Annotated in this window: 24 protein-coding genes and 1 pseudogene; 22 read left to right on the top strand and 3 right to left on the bottom strand. The window is 33.4% G+C overall.

All coding sequences use genetic code 11. From position 1 onward, the window contains the following. From J7I96_RS12255 to J7I96_RS12165, 18 genes and pseudogenes are all read left to right on the top strand, one after another. Entirely contained in the window at positions 1-900 is a 900-nt protein-coding gene (locus J7I96_RS12255; RefSeq protein WP_214923028.1) for a glycosyltransferase family 2 protein, read from the top strand. Between the two features lie 6 nt (positions 901-906). Further along, positions 907-1,989 (top strand): EpsG family protein, encoded by a 1,083-nt coding sequence (locus J7I96_RS12250; RefSeq protein ID WP_214768341.1) that lies wholly within the window; start codon positions 907-909, stop codon positions 1,987-1,989. Positions 1,990-2,009: 20 nt separating this feature from the next. Next, positions 2,010-3,149, top strand: coding sequence for a glycosyltransferase family 1 protein (locus tag J7I96_RS12245; RefSeq protein WP_214768340.1), 1,140 nt, complete (start codon positions 2,010-2,012; stop codon positions 3,147-3,149). A gap of 16 nt (positions 3,150-3,165) precedes the next feature. Then, positions 3,166-4,365, top strand: a complete 1,200-nt coding sequence (locus J7I96_RS12240) for a glycosyltransferase (RefSeq protein ID WP_214923027.1) — start codon at positions 3,166-3,168, stop codon at positions 4,363-4,365. Between the two features lie 29 nt (positions 4,366-4,394). Continuing rightward, positions 4,395-5,468 carry a UDP-glucose 4-epimerase GalE gene (gene galE / locus J7I96_RS12235; protein ID WP_214768338.1) on the top strand — a complete coding sequence of 358 codons (1,074 nt, stop codon included), beginning with the start codon at positions 4,395-4,397 and terminating at the stop codon, positions 5,466-5,468. A gap of 16 nt (positions 5,469-5,484) precedes the next feature. After that, entirely contained in the window at positions 5,485-5,622 is a 138-nt protein-coding gene (locus J7I96_RS12230) for a YwzD family small protein (RefSeq protein WP_214768337.1), read from the top strand. 20 nt (positions 5,623-5,642) lie between these two features. Next, positions 5,643-6,257 (top strand): sugar transferase, encoded by a 615-nt coding sequence (locus J7I96_RS12225; RefSeq protein ID WP_214923026.1) that lies wholly within the window; start codon positions 5,643-5,645, stop codon positions 6,255-6,257. Beyond that, on the top strand, positions 6,254-6,895 hold the full coding sequence (locus tag J7I96_RS12220; RefSeq protein WP_214768335.1) for an acetyltransferase: 642 nt from the start codon (positions 6,254-6,256) through the stop codon (positions 6,893-6,895). Before J7I96_RS12225 ends, J7I96_RS12220 begins: the two co-directional genes overlap by 4 nt. 1 nt (position 6,896) lies before the next feature. Then, complete coding sequence (locus tag J7I96_RS12215; protein ID WP_214768334.1) at positions 6,897-8,102, top strand: aminotransferase class I/II-fold pyridoxal phosphate-dependent enzyme; 1,206 nt, start codon at positions 6,897-6,899, stop codon at positions 8,100-8,102. A gap of 22 nt (positions 8,103-8,124) precedes the next feature. Further along, complete coding sequence (locus tag J7I96_RS12210) at positions 8,125-8,469, top strand: helix-turn-helix domain-containing protein (RefSeq protein ID WP_214768333.1); 345 nt, start codon at positions 8,125-8,127, stop codon at positions 8,467-8,469. Between the two features lie 38 nt (positions 8,470-8,507). Then, the gene (locus J7I96_RS12205; RefSeq protein ID WP_214923025.1) at positions 8,508-9,563 is read left to right on the top strand and encodes a glycosyltransferase family 2 protein; all 1,056 of its coding nucleotides are present in this window, start codon (positions 8,508-8,510) and stop codon (positions 9,561-9,563) included. Further along, a complete protein-coding gene (locus J7I96_RS12200; RefSeq protein WP_214923023.1) occupies positions 9,563-10,777 on the top strand; it encodes a CDP-glycerol glycerophosphotransferase family protein in 1,215 nt (404 codons plus the stop codon). Before J7I96_RS12205 ends, J7I96_RS12200 begins: the two co-directional genes overlap by 1 nt. After that, the gene (locus tag J7I96_RS12195; protein ID WP_214768330.1) at positions 10,737-11,153 is read left to right on the top strand and encodes an FAD synthase family protein; all 417 of its coding nucleotides are present in this window, start codon (positions 10,737-10,739) and stop codon (positions 11,151-11,153) included. The genes J7I96_RS12200 and J7I96_RS12195 overlap by 41 nt, the downstream gene beginning before the upstream one ends. Before the next feature lie 21 nt (positions 11,154-11,174). Further along, positions 11,175-11,908 (top strand): annotated as a pseudogene (locus tag J7I96_RS12185) (glycosyltransferase). A 275-nt stretch (positions 11,909-12,183) separates the two neighbouring features. Next, positions 12,184-13,374: a glycosyltransferase gene (locus J7I96_RS12180; protein ID WP_214768327.1), complete on the top strand. Its 1,191-nt coding sequence runs from the start codon at positions 12,184-12,186 to the stop codon at positions 13,372-13,374. 26 nt (positions 13,375-13,400) lie between these two features. Further along, the gene (locus J7I96_RS12175; RefSeq protein WP_214768326.1) at positions 13,401-14,585 is read left to right on the top strand and encodes a glycosyltransferase; all 1,185 of its coding nucleotides are present in this window, start codon (positions 13,401-13,403) and stop codon (positions 14,583-14,585) included. Positions 14,586-14,629: 44 nt separating this feature from the next. Next, positions 14,630-16,171, top strand: coding sequence for an oligosaccharide flippase family protein (locus tag J7I96_RS12170; RefSeq protein ID WP_214923022.1), 1,542 nt, complete (start codon positions 14,630-14,632; stop codon positions 16,169-16,171). Positions 16,172-16,245: 74 nt separating this feature from the next. After that, complete coding sequence (locus tag J7I96_RS12165) at positions 16,246-16,965, top strand: metallophosphoesterase family protein (protein ID WP_214768324.1); 720 nt, start codon at positions 16,246-16,248, stop codon at positions 16,963-16,965. A gap of 146 nt (positions 16,966-17,111) precedes the next feature. On the opposite strand, the gene J7I96_RS12160 is transcribed toward J7I96_RS12165, so the two are convergent. From J7I96_RS12160 to J7I96_RS12150, 3 genes are all read right to left on the bottom strand, one after another. After that, positions 17,112-19,157, bottom strand: coding sequence for a right-handed parallel beta-helix repeat-containing protein (locus J7I96_RS12160; protein ID WP_214768323.1), 2,046 nt, complete (start codon positions 19,155-19,157; stop codon positions 17,112-17,114). Between the two features lie 319 nt (positions 19,158-19,476). Continuing rightward, positions 19,477-19,629 (bottom strand): hypothetical protein, encoded by a 153-nt coding sequence (locus J7I96_RS12155; RefSeq protein ID WP_214768322.1) that lies wholly within the window; start codon positions 19,627-19,629, stop codon positions 19,477-19,479. Between the two features lie 15 nt (positions 19,630-19,644). Next, positions 19,645-21,819 (bottom strand): Ig-like domain-containing protein, encoded by a 2,175-nt coding sequence (locus J7I96_RS12150; protein ID WP_214768321.1) that lies wholly within the window; start codon positions 21,817-21,819, stop codon positions 19,645-19,647. 454 nt (positions 21,820-22,273) lie between these two features. On the opposite strand from J7I96_RS12150, the gene J7I96_RS12145 reads away from it, so the two are divergent. Genes J7I96_RS12145 through J7I96_RS12130 form a run of 4 tightly spaced genes read left to right on the top strand, consistent with a single transcriptional unit; the run spans position 22,274 to position 24,729 of the window. Beyond that, the gene (locus tag J7I96_RS12145; RefSeq protein ID WP_251025056.1) at positions 22,274-23,044 is read left to right on the top strand and encodes a hypothetical protein; all 771 of its coding nucleotides are present in this window, start codon (positions 22,274-22,276) and stop codon (positions 23,042-23,044) included. Next, on the top strand, positions 23,044-23,310 hold the full coding sequence (locus J7I96_RS12140; protein ID WP_214768320.1) for a PqqD family protein: 267 nt from the start codon (positions 23,044-23,046) through the stop codon (positions 23,308-23,310). The genes J7I96_RS12145 and J7I96_RS12140 overlap by 1 nt, the downstream gene beginning before the upstream one ends. Continuing rightward, the gene (locus J7I96_RS28810) at positions 23,300-23,767 is read left to right on the top strand and encodes a signal peptidase I (protein WP_214768319.1); all 468 of its coding nucleotides are present in this window, start codon (positions 23,300-23,302) and stop codon (positions 23,765-23,767) included. The genes J7I96_RS12140 and J7I96_RS28810 overlap by 11 nt, the downstream gene beginning before the upstream one ends. Beyond that, on the top strand, positions 23,764-24,729 hold the full coding sequence (locus tag J7I96_RS12130) for a nucleotidyltransferase family protein (protein ID WP_214768318.1): 966 nt from the start codon (positions 23,764-23,766) through the stop codon (positions 24,727-24,729). Before J7I96_RS28810 ends, J7I96_RS12130 begins: the two co-directional genes overlap by 4 nt. Positions 24,730-24,813: the final 84 nt, after the last annotated feature.

The raw sequence follows: 24,813 nt of genomic DNA, 5'->3' as shown, positions 1-24,813 counted from the left end.
ATGAAAACTTTAACAGTGTTTACACCAACCTATAATAGGGCTTATTGTCTCGAAAAATGTTATCAGAGCTTAGTACGTCAAAACAATAAAGATTTTACTTGGTTAATTATTGATGATGGATCAACAGATAATACAAAAGAAATGGCACATCATTGGATTCAGGAAAAGAAAATTGATATTAAGTATTACTGGCAAGAAAATCAAGGAATGCATGGTGCACATAATACAGCCTATAAACTAATTGAAACGGAATTGAATGTTTGTATTGATTCCGATGACTATTTGGCGGATGGGGCAGTAGAAATTATCCTTTCATATTGGAGAAAACATGGCCACGAAAATGTAAGTGGTATAGCAGCTCTGGACGCGACGATCAATAACCAAATCATCGGAACAAAGTTACCTGAGAAATTAAAAAGTTCTACATTGTTTGATCTCTATAATAAATATGGTGTAACAGGAGACAAGAAATTGGTTTATCGAACAGAATTGACGAAGGAATATCCCTATCCTGTTTTTAAAAACGAGAAATATGTTGGCCTTGCTTATAAATACTATATGCTAGATAAGCAATACAAAATGTTACTGATGAATGAAGTACTGTGTCATGTTGAATATCTTCCTGATGGTTCCTCTCGAAATATGTATAACCAATATCTTAAAAATCCTAGAGGCTTCTCATTTTACCGGAAAGAGCTTATGAAGTTACCTTTTGGCGGAAAGTTATTCAAATATAAGCAAGCCATTCATTATGTATCGAGCAACCTACTAATGAAAAATCCGAAACTGTTCATTGAGACTCCTAAGAAAGCACTCACGGTTTTGGCCTTCCCATTAGGCATACTTTTATATGCCTTCATCATCAGTAAAACTAGGATTAGGTTAATTGAAAGGAATTAATGTTAAATGACCATACTTTGGATCAATCTCGCCATCGTATTTATTTTTTCATATTTAGGTAGGTATTTTTCAACATATTCACTAATCACACCGACTGAATTATATGGTTTTAAACCAAATAAGCTGTTGGTTTTTTTAGCTGTTGTATGTTTAGTTTGTGTTTCGGGACTCAGGACAAATATTGGAGATACTTTCAATTATAAAAATATTTATATTGAAAATGACTTTACTTGGGAGTATATATCTTCACAAAAGGATATGGGATTCGGCATTCTGCAGATGTTGTTAAAGAAATTCTCAGGTGACCCTCAAGTATTGATTTTTACAACTGCTATGATCACAAATGTTTTAATTGTCATGGTTTTATATAAATATTCACGACTTTTTGAACTAGGCACCTATGTATATATTACAGGTGGGTTGCACTTAGTATCAATGAATGGAATACGGCAAGTGCTTGCAGCTGCCATTATTTTTACAGCAACCAAGTATTTATTAAATGGAAATTTTGTGAAATACACATTAATTGTATTAATTGCATCTACATTTCACCAAAGTGCTCTTATCCTTATACCCATTTATTTTTTAGTTAGAACAAAGGCATGGACAAAATCAACTCTTGCTTGGTTATCTTTTTCCGTTATTATTGTCCTTGGTTTTGGGAAATTTACATCGTTTTTATTTTCTGTTTTACAGGATACCCAGTATAGTGACTATTCTAATTTTAATGAAGGCGGGGCTAGTGTGATTAGGGTAGCAGTCAGTGCAGCGCCATTATTAATTGCCTACCTAGGTAAAGATAAACTTCGCAAAATATTTCCTAAGAGTGACTATATAGTAAATATGGCTTTATTGGGATTGGTGTTTATGATTATTTCCACACAACAATGGATATTCGCGAGGATTTCTATTTATTTTAATTTATATCAACTAATTCTGATTTCCTGGCTAATTGAATTATTTAGTGAAAAAGATCAAAAGCTCTTATATTATTCAATTCTCGTTTTATTTTTTGTTTTTTATTTTTACGAAAATGTTACCAGTTTAAATATTTTGTATAAAAGTGATATTTTAGAAAGCTTATTTTAATAGTGGGGAGGTGAAATTTGATGAAGAAATTAAGGTCTCCAAAGAGAGTTTTACATATTGTCAGTGCGATGGATCGTGGCGGGGCAGAAACAATTATTATGAACATATATAGGAATCTGGACAGAGAAAAGATTCAATTTGACTTTGTTACTCATTCAAATAAGAAAGAAGATTTCGAAGATGAAATAATAAGATTAGGTGGAAACTTGTTTAAAATACCAAGCTTGGGAAAAGTCGGTCCAATATCCTATCTTAAAGAACTAAATAGAATCATGTCTTCCCATCCTTACCAAGCTGTTCATGCCCATACTGATTATCAAGCAGGCTTTCCAGCATTAGCAGCAAAGATAGCGGGGATAAAAATAAGGATCTGTCATTCACACAGTAATAATTGGGCAAAAGGAAACCATTTTAAAGAAAGATTTACGCTTAAGCTCCTTCAAACAATCATGAAAATTTCAGCAAATAGATTTTGCGGATGTAGTCCTGAGGCGGCTCAATTCATGTTTGGTAAACAAAGAGTGAAAAATGGAAAAGTCACGATATTAAAAAATGGAATAAATGTTAACGATTTTACTGAATCAAATGTAAATAGTAAGGATAGTATCATTAGAGAGTTTGGTTTAAGCGAAGAAGTAAAAATCATTGGACACGTGGGGCGGTTTTCGGATTCGAAAAACCACCTTTTTATTTTGCAATTTTTAAATACATTAATAAAGAAAGATAGAAAGTTTTTTGCCCTTTTAATCGGAGATGGTCCTTTAAGACTGGAAATGGAGCAAAAAGCAGAAGCGTTAGGAATTAAAAAAAATATCAAATTCTTAGGAGTAAGAACGGATATTCCTAGATTAATGAAAGCTTTTGATGTTTTCTTATTTCCTTCATTATTCGAAGGCTTTGGAATTGCTGCATTAGAAGCACAAGGATCTGGAACGCCTTGCATTATGTCGGATACTTTACCAAAAAGTATAGATATGGAACTCGGCTTAGCATCATTTATTAGTTTGCAGGAGCCTCTAGACGTTTGGTGTAACGAAGTAATTAGATCCTTATTGATCGATACACCTGACAATGAAACGATTAAAAGAAAAATATCGAATAAGGGTTATGATATACATGGGAATGTTAGGGATTGGTTAAAGCTATATGAAGTTTCCTGAAAAAGAGGTTTTTACGATGAAGAAAAAGATTTTGATTACATCTTTTGACTTGGCAATTGGAGGAGTCGAAAGAAGTCTAATAGGATTGTTAAATCAAATCAATTATGCTAAATACGATGTCGATTTATTATTATTTAAACATGAAGGAGAATTCCTGTCATATATCCCGGAAGGTCCTAATTTATTACCGGAAGAACCTTCGTATACAACCTTTAGAAAATCCATTCAACAAATTGTAAAAGAGGGTTTTTACCCTATCGCTATTTCTAGAGTCATCGCAAAGTATTCAGGTGTAGTACATGGAAAAGTAAAAAAGGTTGAAGAACCAGGTTATTTATCCATTCAGTACGGTTGGGAGCTTACTACCCGGCATTTACCAAATCTTAATAAAGAATATGATGTGGCCATAGGTTTTTTATGGCCACATCACTTTATCGGGGATAAAGTCAAAGCCAAGAAGAAGATCGGCTGGATTCATACCGATTATTCCAATATTTATGTGAATAAGAAAATTGAGAAGAAAATGTGGGGGAAAATAGATGATATCGTAGTGGTTTCTGAAGAATGTTCTCAAACATTTTTAGAAGTTTTTCCTGACTTCAAGGAAAAAACAACGGTAATCGAAAATATTCTTTCTCCAGATTTTGTTAGAGAACAAGCGAAGGCAGATATTCCCAAAGAAATCATTAATTCACCTGGTAAAACCATATTAGTAACAGTGGGACGTTTAACACATGCAAAAGGTTTGGATGAAGCAATAAGGGCTTGTAAAAAGCTAATAGACGAGGGATTTGACATTCAGTGGTATGTGGTAGGTTATGGACCTCTCGAAAACGAGTTAAGAAACTTAATAATAAAATTAGGAGTTGAAAAGCAATTTATATTATTAGGGAAGAAAACCAATCCATATCCATATATTGCAGCTTGTGATATTTATGTTCAACCTTCACGTTATGAAGGTAAAGCAGTAACAATACGAGAAGCACAAGTGCTTGGTAAACCAGTTGTGATAACCAATTTCCCTACCGCAAAAAGCCAAGCGGATAATGGGTTTGATGCCTTAATAACAGAGTGCGGTCAGGATGGAATTGCCAGAGGGATTGTAAAAATGATTGTTGATGATGAATTTAGGGGGGCAATAGTTTCGAACGTACTTGCGAAGGATTATGGCAATGAAAATGAAATTAATAAAATCTATGGATTAATCAACAATTAAATTTAAATGAAAGTGAGGGAATCTAATAAATGGCAATACTGGTCACCGGCGGAGCTGGATTCATCGGCAGCCATACATGCATAGAGCTATTGAATGAAGATTATGAGATTATTGTGGTAGATAATTTTTCTAATAGTAAACCAGAATCGCTAAAGCGTGTTTGTGAAATAACAGGAAAAACCATCATGATTTATCATTTGGATCTTTTAGATTCAGAATCTTTAGAAAAAGTGTTCCTAGTAAATCAAATTGAAGCAGTTATCCACTTAGCTGGACTTAAAGCGGTAGGTGAATCCGTTAAAGAATCTCTGAAATATTATAAAAACAATATCACTACGACCATTATAATTTGTGACCTTATGCAAAAATATAGTGTGAAAAAACTGGTATTTAGCTCATCTGCCACTGTATATGGATTGCCGGATACAGTTCCAATATCAGAAGGATTTCCCTTAAAAGCTTTGAATCCATATGGCAGGACAAAATTAATGGTCGAAGAAATTCTTCAGGACATATATATTTCAGACAATGAATGGAGCATTACAATCCTGAGATATTTCAATCCAATAGGGGCACATGAAAGCGGTATGATAGGTGAAGATCCAAGCGGAACCCCTAATAACTTAATGCCATATATCACTAAAGTGGCCGTAGGTCAGTTAAATGTACTTAATATTTTCGGGAATGGTTATTCAACGAAAGATGGGACAGGTGTAAGAGATTATATCCATGTAGTTGATCTTGCAAATGGCCATGTAGCAGCACTAGATAAAACTCTAAAATCCACCGGTGTTAATATTTATAATCTTGGAACCGGAATAGGATACAGCGTTTTAGAAGTAGTGTCAGCTTTTGAGTTAGCAACAGGAGTAAAAATCCCCATTAACATTTCACATCCTAGGCCGGGAGATGCCGCCATTTGTTATGCAGATCCTAAGAAAGCGGAAAAAGAATTAAACTGGATTGCAAAGAAAAGCATTCACGATATGTGTGAGGATTCTTGGAGATGGCAATCACGTAATCCTAATGGATATAAAATAAAAGATGAATTGGAAAATCCCCGCTTAATACAATGCGAGGATTTTTTAATACCAAATAATTAGAAAAATGGTGTAAGGGATGAGCAAAAAAGCAAAGAAGGAAAACTTTAAAGATATTTTATTAGTTGCCTATAAGTTGGGTAATCAATCAGATATGAAAGTATCTATATTAATAGAAGAAATCAAACAAAAAATTGTCATGACAAATGGTAAATAAAAATCTCGGAAGTGAAGATTATGAAAAGAATAATTGATTTTTTAATTTCATTGATTTTATTGGTTATCCTAAGTCCAATAATGGTGATAATAGGAATTTTTATAAAGTATAACCTTGGAACGCCTGTACTTTTTAAACAAACAAGACCAGGTTTTAATGGAAAGCCTTTTACCCTTTATAAATTTCGTTCCATGAATAATCAAACCGATGAACAAGGTAAACCCCTTCCTGACCATTTGAGATTAACCAGATTTGGCAATGCACTTAGAAAGTTAAGCCTAGATGAATTGCCACAGTTAGTTAATGTTGTTAAAGGTGACCTTAGTTTAGTCGGACCACGTCCTTTATTAATGGAATACCTTCCTTTATATAACGATGATCAAGCTAAACGTCATGATGTTCGTCCTGGAATAACTGGTTGGGCACAAGTAAATGGTAGAAATGCGATATCATGGGAAGAAAAATTCACATTGGACGTTTGGTATGTAAATCATCAATCATTATTACTCGATTTTAAAATATTATTACTCACGATAGTAAAAGTGGTTAAATCTGAAGGAGTAAATTCAGGGACAAATGAAACCATGCTTCCCTTTAGAGGATCTGATGGTCAGGAAAGAGAGGGGCAGGGATGAAAATTGTATTAGTTGGGGAAGGCGGTCATAGTAAAGTTATAAAGGACATGATTGATATAGCTGAAGGGAACGAATTAATTGGTTATCTAGACGATAAATATGATCGAACAATCGTGAAAGAACATTTGTTTTTTGCACCGCTTTCAATCGTATCCGATTTATTAGAGCAATTCAAGGATATAAAATTCATTGTTGCAATAGGTAATAACCATATTCGTAAAAAAGTTGTAGAGGAATTGAATATACCGGATTCTTATTATGTATCGGTAATTCACCCTTCTTCCATTATTAGTCCAAGCATAAAGATAGGAGTAGGTACAGTAGTCATGCCATCAACTGTTATCAATGCTGATGCTAAAATTGGCCGTCATTCAATCATCAATACAGCTTCTGTGATAGAACATGATAGTGAAATAGGTGATTTTGTACATATTTCACCCCATGCGACATTAACTGGTGCCGTAAAGGTAGATGAAGGGACTCATGTAGGTGCCGGTTCTACACTGATACCAAATGTGAATATTGGAGAATGGTCCGTGATTGGTGCTGGAGCTACTGTTATAAATAACATTCAATCTCATAGTTTAGCTGTCGGAACCCCTGCAAAGATGAAAAAAATAGGTATAGGAGGTGTGTAGAATGTTAAATGTAACAAGCAAAAAAAGAATTTTACTTTCAGCTCCCCATATGAGCGGAAATGAAGAAAAGTATATTAATGAAGCATTTGAAACAAATTGGATTGCACCGCTGGGGCCAAATCTGGATGCTTTTGAAAAGGATATAGCCAAATATGTAGGAGTCAAAGAAGTGCTTGCTGTCAGCTCTGGAACTGCCGCAATTCATTTGGCTCTTTCTTTATTGGGTGTGGGAAAAAATGATACTGTTTTTTGCTCTAGTCTTACCTTTGTGGCAACCGCCAATCCGATTCTTTATTTAAGTGCACAACCTATTTTCATAGATTCTGAACCAGAAACTTGGAATATGTCTCCTATTGCTTTAGAAAGAGCATTAAGAGAAGCTGCTAATGCCGGCAAACTTCCTAAAGCCGTCATAATAGTTAATCTATACGGTCAACCGGCTAAAATGGCTGAACTAGTAACGATTTGTAATCAGTATGACGTCCCGATTATCGAAGATGCAGCCGAGTCATTAGGTGCCACTTATAAAGGAAAAGCGAGTGGGACATTTGGGAAATTTGGAATTTACTCATTTAATGGAAATAAAATTATCACAACCTCTGGTGGCGGAGCGTTAATTTCTAACGATACTAATGCAATACAACGAGCTCGGTTTTTAGCTACTCAAGCTAAAGATGTTGCCCCTCATTATCAGCATAGTGAGGTTGGTTACAATTACCGTATGAGTAATATTCTTGCTGGCATTGGAAGAGGGCAATTAGAGGTATTGGGTGAAAGAGTAAAAGCAAGGAGAGCGGTTTATGATTTATATTATCAGCATTTGGCTGATTTACCTGGATTAAAATTCATGCCCGAATTAGAAAATACCCGTTCAAACAGATGGTTGACCGCATTGACCATAAATGAAGCTGAATTTGGAATTTCTATAAAAAAATTATTACAGGCTCTACAGGAGGAAAATATTGAGGCTAGACATGTTTGGAAGCCGCTACACATGCAACCTATTTTTAAAGGGTATGTCTATTACCCACATTATAAAGAAACGAACGTTTCTGAACAGTTATTTTTTACAGGGATCTGTTTACCATCCGGATCAAACATGTCTCGAGATGATCAAATGAGAGTCATCAACTCAATTAATAATGCTATAAATAAAGGAATTGATAATACCCATTCATCCAAAGGGAATCCAATTGGAAATGGGTAAAAAAGGATGAAGAGGTAATCAAATGATTGGAAAAAATATTGCCGAATTGCGTAAGAAAAGAGGATATACGTTATCTGAATTGGCTGAACAGGCAAATATATCGAAGTCTTATCTAAGTAACATTGAGCGCAATCTAAATCGCAATCCCTCACTTCACATTATGGAAAAAATTGCGCATGTATTGAATGTCGATTTTGTTTCACTATTAAACCAAGAAACGCCAACATTGGCTCCATATTACATAGAAAAAGAATGGATTGAATTTGTTCAAGAACTAAAAAGGAATGGTCTTGAGAAAGAACAGATTCCTCAGTACAAACAATTAATTGATTTTATAAAATGGCAAAATAACACATCCGATAAATGAGATAAAGCTTTCATTAAAGTTAGGTGGTTACAATGATTATGTTACCGAAAGTAAGTGTTATTGTACCTATTTTCAACGTGGAAAAGTACTTAACAAGGTGTATTGATAGTATCGTAAATCAAAGCTTCACTAATCTTGAAATAATATTAGTTGATGATGGTTCACCGGATAACTGTGGAAAAATTGCAGATGATTATGAAAAAAAGGACTCCCGAATACAAGTAATTCATAAAAAAAATGGGGGACTATCCGATGCTAGAAACTACGGGATGAGAATAGCTACAGGTGAATTAACTATTTTTGTAGATAGTGATGATTGGTTGGAACTTACTATGATTGAAGAACTTGTTCGTACGAGTTTAACATTTAAAGCAGATATAGTTCAATCTGCCTTTTATTATGCCTATGAAGATCATTTAATTTTTGATAATAGATATTTTCCCAAAGATGCCCCCCCATTAATATTAGACAATCAAGTATTAATGGCTGAGTTAGTCATTAATGAAAGAGTGAAGAATTTTGCATGGGGAAAGCTCTATAGGACCAGCCTTATAAAGGATATACCTTTCAAAAAGGGCGTTTTATTCGAGGATGTATTTTGGGCTCATCATGTTATGCAGCGAGTCAATTCTTATGTAATTGTTCATAAACCCTTGTGTTACTATTTTCAAAGAGATGACAGCATCGTAGCTTCATATACCACAAGGAACTTGGATATTATCCAAGGGTTAAAAGAAAGACATAATTTTATTGAAGAATATTATGAAAACTTGGCCAATGATTCGTACCAGTCTCTTCTTAAGAATATTCTTATTCATTATAATCTCCTTTTAGCTAACAGATCAAAAGACAAAGGCGGATTGTTAAGGAAAGATCTTCAAAACTATTTAAAGACTCATTATCGTGAAATTAATGAAGCTGTTTCGTATAATCGCCAATTACAAACTCAGTTACATCTCTTTAACATACACCCTTATCTTCATACTTTATATTTGGCTGTATACAAACTTTTTAGATTGACAGGGTTTCATACAAAGTCTCCTAAACTAGAACGTATAAATATATCAAATAACATAAAGGGGATTCCTGAATAATGGGTACACTATGGCTAGCTCTAAAAAAAAGGATCACTTTTCTTCTTATTCATTTATTAAATCTGCTTCCTGTTAAAAAAAATAAGATATTTCTTTATAGTTATTATGGCAGCCAATATGGGTGCAACCCTAAATATATTACTGAATATATACTAAAACATTACCCTCAAGATTATTTCGATCTAGTCTGGGCTTTTAATGACTTAGAATCTAAAACAGAAATAACAAACATCAGAAAAGTCAAAACCATGACTTTAAAGTATTTTTATGAATTATGTACTTCTAAGGTGATCATAACTAATTATAGAACTAATGAATTCTTCATAAAAAGGAAAAATCAATACTACATACAAACTTGGCACAGTTCCTTAAGGTTAAAACAAATTGAAAAAGACGCTGAAGAAAATTTACCAGAACAGTATATTCAAATGGCTAAAAAGGATTCTTTAAAATGTGATTTACTATTATCCGGGTGTCACGATAGTACGGAAATTCTCAAAAGAGCATTTTGGTATAATGGAGAAATTTTCAAAAAGGGTATACCAAGAAATGATTTCCTTTTTCATTTCGATCCTAAACAAAAACAAGGAATATTTACCAAGCTAGGCATTCCAGAAGGAACTAAAGTAATTTTATATGCTCCTACTTTCAGAAAAGGCAACAGCACTGAAATATATAACCTTGACTACTCAAGTACCCTAAAAACTTTGAAAGAAAAGTTCAATGGTAATTGGGTTTTTTTAGTTAGACTACATCCTCATTTACTCTCTGAAGCGCATAAATTAATTAAGGGTGAAAATGTTATGGATGTAACAGAATATGACGATATCCAAGAACTCTTGTATATATCGGATATTCTTATTTCAGACTATTCATCCATGATTTTTGACTTTTCAATCACGAAACGTCCCTGTTTTTTATATGTGCCAGATTTATTGGAATATACAAAAACGGATCGAGAACTGTACTATGACATTTCGAATTTACCGTTTATAAGCGCAGTCAATAATGCTGGTTTAAATAAGAAAATTTTACAATTTAATACTGAAATATATGAAAACGAATTGAGCAGCTTTCTTGAACGAATTGAAACATATGAAGATGGTAAAGCAAGTGAAAGTTTATTAAATCATATAGAAAAAATTTGTTTTAACAAACTAGGAGGTAAAATTGATGAATCAATACAAAATAGGATATACAACAGGAGTGTTTGATTTATTTCATGTAGGGCACCTTAATATCTTGAAAAAAGCAAAAGAAAATTGTGAATACCTTATTGTTGGAGTAAGTACAGATGAACTTGTAATGGAATATAAAAATAAACAGCCTGTAATCCCCCATAATGAAAGAATGGAAATTGTAGCAGGTATAAAGTATGTAGATAAAGTAGTTTCTCAAACGAATCGGGATAAATTTACTGCATGGGAAAACCTTCAATTTAATCGAATGTTTGTAGGGGATGATTGGAAAGGTGACCCTCTATTCAATGAAGTGGAAATAAAATTTAAACAGGTGGGGGTAGATATCATCTATTTCCCTTATACGAAGGGAGTCTCCACATCAATTGTCAAAGAAAAAATTAAATTATAGGACTGAGAGATGAATTCGTAAATGAAACCATTAATTAGTGTAATTGTACCTATTTTTAACACTGGTAATTATCTAAGGGAATGTATAGAAAGTATACTTTCACAGTCTTTTACAAAACTAGAACTTATTCTAGAAAATGATGGCTCAACGGATCAAAGTGGAGATATATGCATTGAATTTGCTGTTATTGATTCAAGAGTAAAAGTTATTCATCAAAAAAATTGTGGGTCAGCATAGCTAGAAATGCTGGATTAAACATGTCTAACGGTAATTATATAGGATTTGTTGATAGTGATGATCGGATTGATAAAAATAAGTATAAAATACTTTATCAGTTATGCGTAGAAACAAATAGCGATATTTCTGTTTGTCAATTAGGAAGAGAGATAGAGTTGAATCTAATTAATAACTATACAACTAAATTTATCAAAGAGATGGAATATTCTGAAGCAATGGAAGAACTCTTTAAAGGAGTCCTATTTAGATTTTCCTTAGTAAACAAGCTATTTAGTAAAAGTTGTTTTGATAATATCTTATTCCCAGAAGGAAGGATTCATGAAGATTTGTCTATCACCTATCAGCTTTTTGCAAAGAGTAAGCGAACAGTTTATACAAACTATATTGGGTATATCTATGTAAAAACTGAAAACAGCATCCTTACATCGAAGTTCAGTAAAAAAAGACTAGACGCTTATATAGCCTGGGAAGAAATATTACCATTTATGAAGAAAAATTATAAACAATTTTATACCTAGTAATCTCTTGTTATGTATATTGGTGTATTGATAATATTTTTTATATTCTGAATCAAGTTGAAAACAAAAATTATAAAAAATCTTATTTAAGAATTATTAGAGAAAGTATAGTAAAAAATTCAAAAGAGATAATTATGAATGATTCTTTAAATATAAATATATTCTAGCATTATTCTATTTTAATGAAAATTTATTAAGTATCTCACATGTAGTCAAAAAAAGATTTTTAAATAAAAATTATAAGAAACTATATTTAATAAAGTGAAGTGAAAAAAATGAAAAAAAATCTCCTTTTTGTAATTGATTCTTTGGATTGTGCTGGTGCGGAAAAAAGTTTGGTTACCTTGCTTTCACTTCTTGATTATTCAAAGTACTCGGTTGATTTAATGCTGTTTGCCCACGAAGGTATTTTAAAAGACTTGGTTCCGCGAGAAGTGAACATTATAAAGCCGCTTACTTATACGGAGTTTTCAAATTTAAGTCTTTTATCTGCATTCATCTATTCTGTCAAAAAATTAAATTTCAAGATGATTGCAGCCCGATTACAATACTCGTTTGATATCAGAAGAAAAAGTTATAATAATCCTCAAAAAGCAAGGGTTTTTTGGCAAGCTATTAGTCCTGTCATAGAGAACAATTCTAAAGTTTATGATGTTGCTATAAGTTATGCACAAGGAATTCCTACCTTTTATGTTTCAGAAAAAGTAAAAGCTAAAGTAAAACTTGCATGGGTAAATGTAAGTTATCGATTAGATGAAAATGAAAAAACATTTCAGAAGAAATACTATGATCAATTTGATAAAATAGTTGCTGTTTCTGAATCTACAAAAGAAATTTTCAATGAAACATTTCATCAATATACAAACAATACACAGGTGATTTATGACATTAATAATGCTGATTTCATTATGAAAATGGCGAATATCGGTAGAAGTTATGAAGATGGTTTTACTGGAATAAGAATACTTACCATAGGAAGGTTGGCTGAACAAAAAGGCTATGATATCGCTATCGAAGCTTGTAAAAAACTAAAAGAGGAAGGGATACACTTTAGATGGTATGTTTTGGGGAAAGGACCTTTAAGAGAAGATATTGAAAGACAGATTGAAAGGGATGGTTTAATGGATCATTTCAAATTACTAGGGGTTGAAGCTAATCCATACCCGTTCATTAAAGATGCAGATATATATGTCCAAACATCAAGATTTGAAGGATTTGGCCTTGCAATAGCTGAAGCAAGAATGCTAAATGTTCCAGTGGTCACAACTCGTTTTGATGCAGTTTATAATCAAATGGTGGACGAGAAAAACGGTTTAGTAGTGGATATGAATGCTGATGGAGTTAGTGAAGGAATCATGAGATTGATTAATGAAAAGGATACAAAAGAAAAAATCATCGATTATCTCAAAACTGAAAAAAAAGGGAATCAAGAGGAAATTGAAAAGTTCAACCAATTAATCGGATAAAACTCATCAAAAAAGGGAGCCATCCAATGAAAAAGATATTATTTATGGTAATCAATATGAATGTTGGGGGGACTGAAAAAGCTTTACTTAATATGGTTTCAGCATTCCCTAAGGATAAATTTAAGATTACCATTTTAATGTTGGAGAAGCATGGTGATTTTCTGAACTATATACCTGAAGGGATTCGAGTAGAATACGTCAAGGGATATAAAAATATAAAACATTCAATTATTGAACCTCTTCATTCAGTTGCATTAGGGCATTTTAAAAAAGGAAATCTCATTAAAGCCAGTATTATATTACTTTGTTACTTATCTTCAAAACTAATGAAAGAAAGAAGTTTATATTATAGATATATTTTAAGAGGATTTCCAGTAATACAACAAGAATATGACATAGCGGTAGCATATGCAGGCCCTATGGATTTCATAAGCTATTATGTTACTAATAAAATAAAGGCAAAAAAAAGAATACAATGGATTCATTTTGACGTTAACAAAATAGGCTTTAATAAATTCTTTGCAGCTAAGATGTATAAAAAAATCGATAAAATTTTTGTGGTTTCCGAGGAAGGAAAAGAACGTTTTTTGAATAAACTTCCTTCATTAATTAATAAAACGGACGTTTTTTCAAATGTGGTTTCACAAGAGTTAATCGAATATCAAGCTGAAGAAGGTAAAGGATTTAGGGACACATTTGATGGAATAAGAATTTTAACAGTTGGAAGACTTTCATACGAAAAAGGCCAAGATTTAGCCATTCAGGCATTAACTAAGTTAATTCATAATGGATATAAGGTAAAGTGGTATTGCATTGGTGACGGAAATTCAAGAGTGAACTATGAAAAGCTAATAACAAATTGTAATGTTTCCGACCACTTTAAACTTTTAGGTTCAGATCCAAATCCTTATCCATATATTAAAGATTGTGATATTTATGTTCAACCTTCTAGACATGAGGGTTACTGTATCACTCTCTCTGAAGCTAGATGTTTAAACAAACCAATCATAACTACGGATTTTACCGGTGCTAAGGAACAAATAAAAAATGGTGTTACTGGTCTTATCGTTAATTGTGATGCAAATGAAATTTATAAGGCGATTGTCAATTTGATAAATGATCCTGTTTTAAGGAATGAATTAACCAGTAATTTAGCAGGTGAAAATATTAATTCAAATAATGAAGTGAAAAAAATAGTCAATATACAATAAATAAATTTCAGGATTTATTTTGAATTGGATGGAAGGTACATACAATGAAAAATCAACTAAAAGCAGGTGCAGGTTTATCTTATATTGCACTTTTCCTTAACATCTTCATTTCTATAATTTACACTCCATTAATGTTAAATCAACTTGGTCAATCAGAATATGGCTTATACAGTTTAGCTAGTTCAGCAGCGGGTTATATAGGAGTATTAAACTTTGGCTTAGGCAATGCCGTAATAAGATATACAGCAAAATACAGAGCATTAAATGATGAAGAAGGCTGCTCCAACCTTTACGGTTTATTTTTCAAGATTTATATGACTCTTGGATTAATAGCGTTAATTTTAGGTATTCTATTAACTTTAAATTCAGATTTGATTTTTTCAGATACTTTAAATGGAGAAGAGATTAATAAACTTAAATTACTTATGGGAATCATGGTTTTTAACATATCTACAGGTATTGGGCTAGGTGTCTTCAGTGTAATAGTACTAGCGCATGAAAAGTTTGTTTTCCAAAAATTGATTGTAATCGCATCATCACTCATAACCCCACTAATTATGTTACCCCTTTTATTTATGGGATATGGTTCCATAGCAATGGCAATTGTGACTACGGTCTTAAATTTATTATTTATAGTACTTAACATGTATTATTGTTTCAAAAAACTGGAAATAAAAATATCCTTTGGAAAATTCGATTCCAAATTATTTAAGGAGATTATTATTTTTTCATCTTATATATTTTTGAATTTAATAATCGGACAACTATATACATCTACCGATCAAGTTATTCTTGGTATGTATAGTGGTACTGTAGCGGTTTCTGTTTATGCTGTTGGAGCATCATTTACTGGTTACTTTTCTGGATTCTCTTCAGCAATATCGAATGTATTCTTAACATGTGTTTCTGGAATGGTTATTAAAGGAGTATCTAATAAAGAAATATCAAATCTATTTATAAGGATAGGGAGGATTCAATATATAATCATTTCTTTTGTCTTAAGCGGTTTTATTGTATTTGGAAAAGAATTCATAAACTTATGGGTCGGTGAAGAGTATATTGTTTCATATACCGTTGCATTAGTTATATTAGTACCCATGATTGTTCCTCTTATTCAGGGAATGGGTGGAGTTATACTACAAGCCAAGAATATGCAAGGTTTTAAATCAATAGTTAATATTTTCATTGCATTTGCAAATGTTATTATAAGTATTATTTTTGTTCAATTTTGGGGAGTTATTGGTTGTGCCATAGCAACTTGCATTGCTTTTACTTTAGGGAATATTATAATAATAAATATTTTTTATTGGAAAAAAATCAAATTGGACATACCGAAGTTTTGGGTTAATATTCTTTTTATGAGTTTCCCACTTTTCATTAGTATTATATATGGTGCCACTATTAATAACTTAATAATAGCTAACTTGTGGATAGTTCTAATAGTGAAAATTATTGTATTTTCTATTCTGTACATTTTATGTATGTGGTTTACTGGAATGAATAAATATGAAAAGAGTCTAATCATCGTGCCAGCCAGAAATTATTTTCACAAGTTTAGGCTAAGGGTTAAGAATCAAGCCACTTAAATTAATACAGTGCGGAATTATATTGGATTAAAAAGTCAGACAAATATAAAAAGATTATATACAAAGGAGAAAATATGAAACTTGCATTTATATCTGATATTCATGGGAACGCATTAGCATTAGAGGCAGTATTGGCAAATATTAAAAAACACGATGTAGATAAAATCTATGTTCTAGGTGATATCTGCTTCCGAGGGCCTGAACCAAAACGATCACTCGATTTAGTCCGCTCTCTGGAGACAGATGTAATAAAAGGGAATGCTGATGAATGGGTTGTTCGGGGAATAAAAGAAAAAGAGGTACCTGTTCAACTATATGAAATAATGAGTTCAGAAGTTAATTGGACAAGTTCTAAACTGAACGCTAAGGATCGTGAATACTTGGAAAAATTACCGACAAATCTAAATATCGAACTTGAAAATCTCAAAATTCATGCCTTTCATGCAACTCCAAATGACTTATTCGAAGTTGTTTTGCCGTCAGAAAGTGATGAAACTATAAATGAAAAATTAATGAAAAATAGTTCAGCCGATATATTCATTTACGCTCATATTCATAAACCATACATCAGATATATAGAAGGTAAGTGCATTATTAATATTGGCAGCGTAGGTCTACCATTTGATGGACTTAGAAAACCGTCATACGTATTACTTAATATTGAAAAAGATAGTTTTCAAGCCTCTATTATTAGAGTTGATTATGATGTTGAGGAAGTTATTCAACAATATGAAATTTTGGATTATCCTAATAAGGAATTAATGAGCAGTATTGTGTTGAATGGGAAAATTTAATCATTAAAGTTGTAAATCATCCCTGATAAGAAAATAATCCATCTTCACATTAGAGATGGATTATTATTTTATCTCGGGACGTTCAAAACATTATCTAATATTCACCTTGGTACTTTAGATTATTAATTAATTAATTAATTAATTAATTAATTAGGATTGAAAACTCCATTGACAAAATTATTTAGTTTGACATGATTAGCATTAAGCTTTATTTGTACATTATTTAGAAAATTATCTTTGAAGACTAAGGGGACAGACGGAGATTTTTCTGCATAGACTGCGATAAGGGAATTGGTGGATATAAATTTATTATTTGTAATCAAAACAGTGTCAGCAACTAGGGTATTTACTAGTTCAATCATTCGGCCAGTAGACGTCGCAGGAAAATTAAACGTATTATTATGAAACTCAAAGTTCCCCCAAACCCCGCTCAGATAAAAAGCATTAGACTTACCAGCCAAATAGCTATTACTGATTTTAAAATGGTCTACTTTTGATGATGGGCCCATGTAGAATTGATAATAGCCCTCCCATTCAAAGTAACAATTATGAAAGTCATAAACTGACTTGGCAGCTAAAGTTCCAACACTTAGACGACCAGCATTGATAAATTTACAACCATTGTAAGTACCAGCCGGTAATCCAGTCACCCTATTTTCTCGATGTTTAATATTTTTAAAAGTAGTATTGGTGAAATTCCATCCATAGGTGCGACTTGGAACCACAGTGAATGCTTCCAGTCCATTTCCTTCAAATACACAATTAGATATATTTTGAGGTTCGACACTAAATATTAGTGGTGCACCAGGATTAATTGTTGATGTATAAAAATCTTCATCATAGAAAAATTTACAATTATTAACTTGTGCTACGTAGGCTTTCTTTTTATCAATGGATAAAGGACTATTATGAAAGAAGCAATTGTCCAAAAGTGCCTCTTTTTCTCCTAATAACAGCAATTTGCAATTAAATAAGTGATTATCAGAAAAGAGTGTATCGCCAGTTAAACGGGGTCCCGCATCGTGAAAAAAGTTATTATTCACAATTGCTTTGTTAACACCAGAATTTATTGTGAAAATTCCTAGCTTAATTTTATTATTGGTAATGCTCACATGACGCCCTGAAACAGCGATAATGTTATAACTGGAATTCTCGTATAAGTTATTCCCATCTATATAAATATATTGATTCAAGTCATAACCATCTTCTATATCAATAGCTCCACTTGGGGCTGTCCCACTAATATGGTGAATCTCACAGCCTCGGATATAACAATGCTTAACACCACAAATAGCGATTCCTAATCTTCTACAATGATGTAAATTGCATTTATCTATATACACATGTTTAGGGAATTCCGGAGTTCTAACAACAAGTGTGTTACCACTTTTTGAGGGGACAGTACTTTGATGTAATACTGCTTTTGCGTAACTTGCGCCAGAGGGGATTTCTACTTCATCAAAAAAATGTACATTCGTTACAGATGATAAAAAAGTGTCATTACCAGAATAAAAAATTACATCATATGTGTCAGTTGTTATTTCATTACCAATGCCACCATAGCTGTCTCCATATAGTCCGAAATAACCTGTGTTCAATATCTGGGGGACGATTGGCAGCTTGATACTTGTCCGTACTCTCTTTGAGTCATTCACTATTGTACCATTAGCAGTATTTATTCCACCGCTCTCCAAGTTTCCTTGAATTGAAGGATACCCACCGCCAATACCTCCATAAGATGCAACGGCTATGATGGCATCACCTGTAGTATTATAAATTTCCAAGTTATCTAGACTAATATAACGAACCCCTTGTTTTAATTCAATACCCACACCAAATTCATGGGTCCCACCGCTAGAGTAATTATGCGTGTATCGATCGCCTTCAATTTTTCCGTTTGTTATTCTGGCATATTGCTGCTTATTTTTAAGAGAGATTATTGCATATCCAATCAAGCTATTATCTCTAATCCTCAAAACTGATCCGCCTAGATTAAATGTCATAAAACTTTTTGGTTGAATGGGATTGTTTTCATCTATTAAATAGGTGCCTTTTGGTAATACAAATTCTATATATCCTTCTTGGGCTGCCCAGTCTAATGCGCTATTTATACCTTTAGAAGTATTAACAGGGTCAGTATTATTATTTTTCACGTTCCATCGGTCCAATTCTAGTACATATGAACTTTCCATAAAAATTCTCCTTCATTAAAAGAATTAGACTTCTCACACTTTATTTTTCATAATAATTCGAGAAATCCTCACAAAATAGCATCGATTAAAGAAACTATATGATTATGATATGCAAGAGAGGACAAGTTGTAAGGGCAAAAAGTGCTCGGTCATTTCAAACTTTTTTCACATTTATATTTTAAGGGTATAAAGTGATGAGTGGATTGGGGGATAGATGTAGTTACAGAACGTAAACAAGATAATATAAAAAGTTGCACAAAAAAACGCGTTAAGATCTTTAGAAAAGACCTTAACGCGCTTTTTTACTTTATTATAACCATCAAGGAACAAAAACCCTTACCCAGCATCCATCTATATATTGAAATTCCCAATGTCCCGTTGCGGAAGAGATGGCTGTTTCAAAGGTAACAATTTGATGATGCAATACTTTAGGCGCTTCGTATTTCTTTTTTGCTTTGATTTGCTTTTCCATAATTATTCCTCCCAATTATTTAGAACATGAGCATGTTCCTTTGTCAAAATCATATAAATTGATTGTTTCTTTATTGCCAGCATTGTCAATGCTGTAGTATTCCAATGTGTGGGTTTTATCGGCAGTTACATCAAAAGGTTTTGTATAGACCTGCCAAGTTCCTCCGTTTATTCGATATAATGTTTCTTTTACTCCAGATTTATCATCTGAGGCATTGTAGGTAACCGTCAAGGCTATTACATAGGTATTTTTGTCGTTAAAAATAGGAGTCATTTTATTTTTCGTAATCGGTGGTATGGTATCCGGATCGACAACTGTTATGATAGCTGAGTCTGAAAAGCCACCTTCCTCGGTTGTGACTGTAATTGTTGCTTGACCTATACCGACCGCATGGACAACCCCGTTTACAACGGTAGCTACACTAGAATCTGATGTTGTCCAGCTTACATTTTGGTTTGTTGCAATGGAGGGATTAAGCTTTGCTGTTAAACTTTGATCTGCGTCTCCAAGTTTGAAATTCAGGCTTTTAGGATCTAGAGATACACTTACTACTGGGGCTGTGACAATGACAGTAGCAATATCCGTAAACCCGCCATTTTCTGTTGAAACTGTGATGATGGCTTTACCTGGTCCAACAGGATGGACAACACCGTTATCAACGGTGGCAACACTTGAATCTGAACTGGACCAAGTGACATTCTTGTTGGTTGCATTAGATGGTGAAACCGTTTCTGTTACACTTTTATCTTTTCCGCCAACAAAAAGTTCAAGTGTGTCAGGGTCAACCGTTACTCCAGTAACCGGTACGGTAACAGTAATATTTGCTGAAGCTGTGAAGCTGCCATCCTCCGTGGTAACAGTGATTGTTACTTGGCCTGGTCCTACAGGATTAACGACACCGTTATCAACTGTTGCTACTCTCGAATCTGAACTGGACCAAGTGACGCTCTTATTAGTTGCATTGGATGGTGAAACTGTTTCTGTTAAGGTTCCGTTTTTTCCACCAACAATCAAGTTCAGTGATGCAGGATTCAGTGAAATACCCGTAACAGGTATTTTGACAGTAACAGATGCTGAAGCTGTGAAGCTGCCATCTTCCGTGGTAACAGTGATTGTGGCTTGGCCTGGTCCGACAGGGTGGACGATACCATTATCAACGGTGGCAACACTTGAATCTGAGCTTGACCAAGTGACATTCTTGTTGGTTGCATTGGATGGTGAAACCTCGGCGTTTAAAGCTTTATCCTCACCGTCAACCGTTAGATTCAAGGAATTCGGGCTAATGTTTACTCCAGTCACTGGGACTGTTACGGTCACTTTAGCGGTTTCTTGTATTTTTCCATCTTCTGTAGAAACAGTGATGGTAGCCAACCCTGGACCTACTGGATGAACTATTCCATTTTTAACAGTTGCCACATTCGAGTCGGATGTAGTCCATATTAAATTTTTGTTTGTTGCATTGGATGGAGTGATGGTCGCAGTTAAGATCTCATCTTTTCCACCAACAGTCATGTCTATATTCTTCGGATTAAGTGATAGACTCTCAACAGGTACTAGTTTACTAGCACAAACAGAAACTATTGACCAATCAAACCGCCCATTGTTAGTGAAAACCTTTATTATGGCGATTCCTGGCGTTACGGCGTGAACCCTACCGTTTGAAACGGTAGCTACTCGTGGATTTAAAGAAAACCAACTAAGCTTTTGATTTGTTGCATTCTCCGGTATGACTTTGGCTGTTAATTGCGATTCATCATTAACAGTAAGATTTACTAGTTTCGGTTGTAACGTAACACTTTTTACGGCAATTTCCGGTTCACATACTATTACTTTCGTTCTCGCCTTAAAATTCCCATCTTTTGTCGTGACTGTAACAGTTGTTGTACCCGGACCTTTCGGATGGACTATACCGTCGTTAGAAACCGTTGCGACTCGAGTGTTTGATGAAGACCAAGTCACTTGCTTATTTGAAGCATTAAAAGGTTTGATCGTTTCAACAAGTTCCACATCTTTATCATTAATTTTCATTTTTATAGTCTCTGGAGCTAGAGAAATCCCTGTCACATGAACAGGTTTACTTCCTTTTCCACCTCCATTTGTCGCATATGCCTGCGAGTTGCCCAAAAGACATAAAAAAAGGATTGCAATCGTTAAAATTGTGAGCGTTTTAATATTCCTTGCAAATGACATGAAATTTCCCCCTGTGTTAAATGTTTATATAAACTGAATTTTTCTTGTAAAACCCCTCCTTTTCACACATGAAGCCTTTATTTATAAAGAATAAGTCTAGAAAAAACAGGATGTTTGTAGTGGTATGTTTTCCTCACTCATTCGTTACATCTCATTTTTATAATATTTACTAGAACTAAATACCTGACTTTTTTTAGAATACCACCGTTCTCTGTAAAGAACAATATGCGTTTATGAAAATTATTTAATTCAGTAAAAACAATTAAATAATAAGGTAAAGTATAAGATAACTTGTGCTTTATATACTTATACTTTTAATTCAGGTAGCTGAAAATGTTCTTTAAAAAGAATATATAATGAATTATAATAGCGTGTATAGGAGTATTATCCTAATGTTGGATATTCTATTTAAACATTTTCGGTCGATAAAAAAAGGGGAGAAAGGAATCTAATTATGAAAATATTTCACACTAAAATAGGGGATCATTTCATTCAATTTGAAAATGCCCCCGAATATATAAATGGGATGTTCCGAGAATTGGAGGGCGCAAATTATCGGCCTGACCTAACCGTAACAATCCAGATGGACTTTGGATCATCTTTTGTGAACTATGATGTGAAAGAAGATAGGCAGGCTGATAGAATTTATTTTCGAAGGTCTGATTACCTAGTAGAAGTAGATGCAGAATATCAATATGCAGAGGTTTCCGCTTATAATGAATTGGCTTTAAAGCATGCATTAATTAATTTATACAGTTCGTTCATTGTATACCATGAATGGGGGCTGCTGCTTCACTCTTCTTGCGTAATAGAAAATGGTAAAGCTCATATTTTTGCTGGTCATTCTGGTGCTGGAAAATCAACGGCAGCAAAATTATCTTATCCGCGAAACCTTCTCTCGGATGAAACAACCATTTTAAAAATTTCATCCGAAAAAATAGAAGTATATAATTCGCCATTCCGAAGTGAAATCCTAGTTGCTGGGGAAGAAGAAATTTTCCCATTAGGGAGTATTCAAGTCTTACATCAGTCTCTTCAAAACCAAAGAGAAATACTTACTAAATCGGATTCGCTTATAACAATGATAAATAAAGTGTTTTATTGGTCAGATCATCCAGCAAATAAAAAAGTGATACTAGGGATGTTAACGGAACTGGTAAACCAAGTACCTATATATAACCTCTTTTTTCAGAAAAACGATACTTTTTGGGAGTTGATTTCGTAATGGTCCAATATATTCAAAGTAATCATGTGGAAGCCACGCAACTTGGTGATGAATGGATTATTTTACATACTGAAAAATTCACAGTGACAAAGCTAAATGAAATCGGTGGGTTTTGCTGGGGGCTTTTAAACCAAGCACAAACAGTGGACTCCTTGATTCAGACATTAACTGATCAATATTTAACGGCAGAGGAAATAGCAAAAGATGACATAGAGTCGTATTTATTGGATTTATTACAGTTTGGATTAATTCAGCATGTTATTTGACAAGGAGATTGTCGAATTATTTAAGATGACACTGAAAAAAGAGGGCTCACTTAATTTACCTGCGCAAGGATGTAGTATGTATCCTTTTATAGAGGAAGGGGATATATGTAACTTTAATGAATGCAATCCTTTTCATTTAAAAAAAGGGGATATTATTTTGTTTTACACTTCATCTAATCGATTGATTGCCCACCGGTATTATAAGGAAATGAAAAGTGATCAGCAACCCGGATACCTTTTCAAAGGAGATACTAATGTAAGCTTTGATCATACAGTACAATTGGAACAATTGATTGGTAAACTTGTTTATGTCCAAAAACGGAATTCCAAATTGCATGCTTCTGGTTTTCTAGCAAAAGCATGGGGTGGATTAATACTTACATTTCCGTTTATATCGAGGATGTTACGAAAGCACCTAAATTTACAACAAAGAGTAAAGGGGAGGCTTTCCCATTGAATCCAACGATACTGCAGGTACTATTTGAACCGCAAGTAAAGTTGCCAATTGACTCAGAATATTATTGGCAACTTCTAAATGAAATAGAAAAATCGAAAATTCATCCGCAAATATTGTTCCTAATGAAAGGGAATGGGAGGTTTATGGATACTCCAGCGTTCTTTCAGCAAGTAATAATTGAAAAATTTCAAGGTGTCTTTTATCAAAATATCCTGATTAAAAGTCAAACAGATTTGGTTTTGCGTGAATTTGAACATAACGGCTTAGATGTTATTCCTTTAAAAGGGACGCTTTTTTCTGAGGAACAGTTCGGCCATCTTGGAGCTCGGCCCACGTCTGATATCGATTTACTAATTAAAGCTAGTGACATGGATCAGGCAATTGAATCGGTCAAACAATTAGGGTATAAACAAAAGGAGAAACAAATACCTAATCATTTTCATACTTCGTTCAGTAAATACCTTCCTGAATCCAAAATCCCACTAACCGTCGAACTTCATTGGGATATTTTAAAGAAAGATACGGCTAATTTGGAAATCACCGAGTTTTGGAAAGAAGGATATCTCATCAATGACTCACTTCATGTTAAACAACTTTCCGATTACCATCTTTTTTATACGATTTGTCTCCATGGGTGGCGGCATAACATGGATTCATTAAAGTATTTTATAGATATCATTCAACTTCTTATAAACCTGGATATCGATTTTGAAAGATTACTAGCGGATGCTAAGCGTCACAAAACAAAAAAAAGAATCATCAGAACGTTATCGATTGTATATGAGCAGTTACCTATTCTTCATTCAGTTAAAGAGTTTCCTTACTATATTCCGACTTTATTCAACAAAAGGAATTCTGCAATCAATAAGTATGTGGACTTCATTGACTATTCATTTCTAAGTTTTGATTCACCTAAACATTCCATAATTGAGCTTCGTAATTGGTTATATCTCCAAAAATAAATGTTACTGGCTGATTTAAATTTCCCAATACCCAAAAAGGTTGAAAGTATACTTTATATTAACGAGCTAAGAAACTAAAATGAT

The organism is Bacillus sp. ISL-78 (genome assembly GCF_018613455.1).
GTDB lineage: Bacteria > Bacillota > Bacilli > Bacillales > DSM-1321 > Peribacillus > Peribacillus frigoritolerans.
This window is presented reverse-complemented; position numbering and strand designations above follow the sequence as displayed.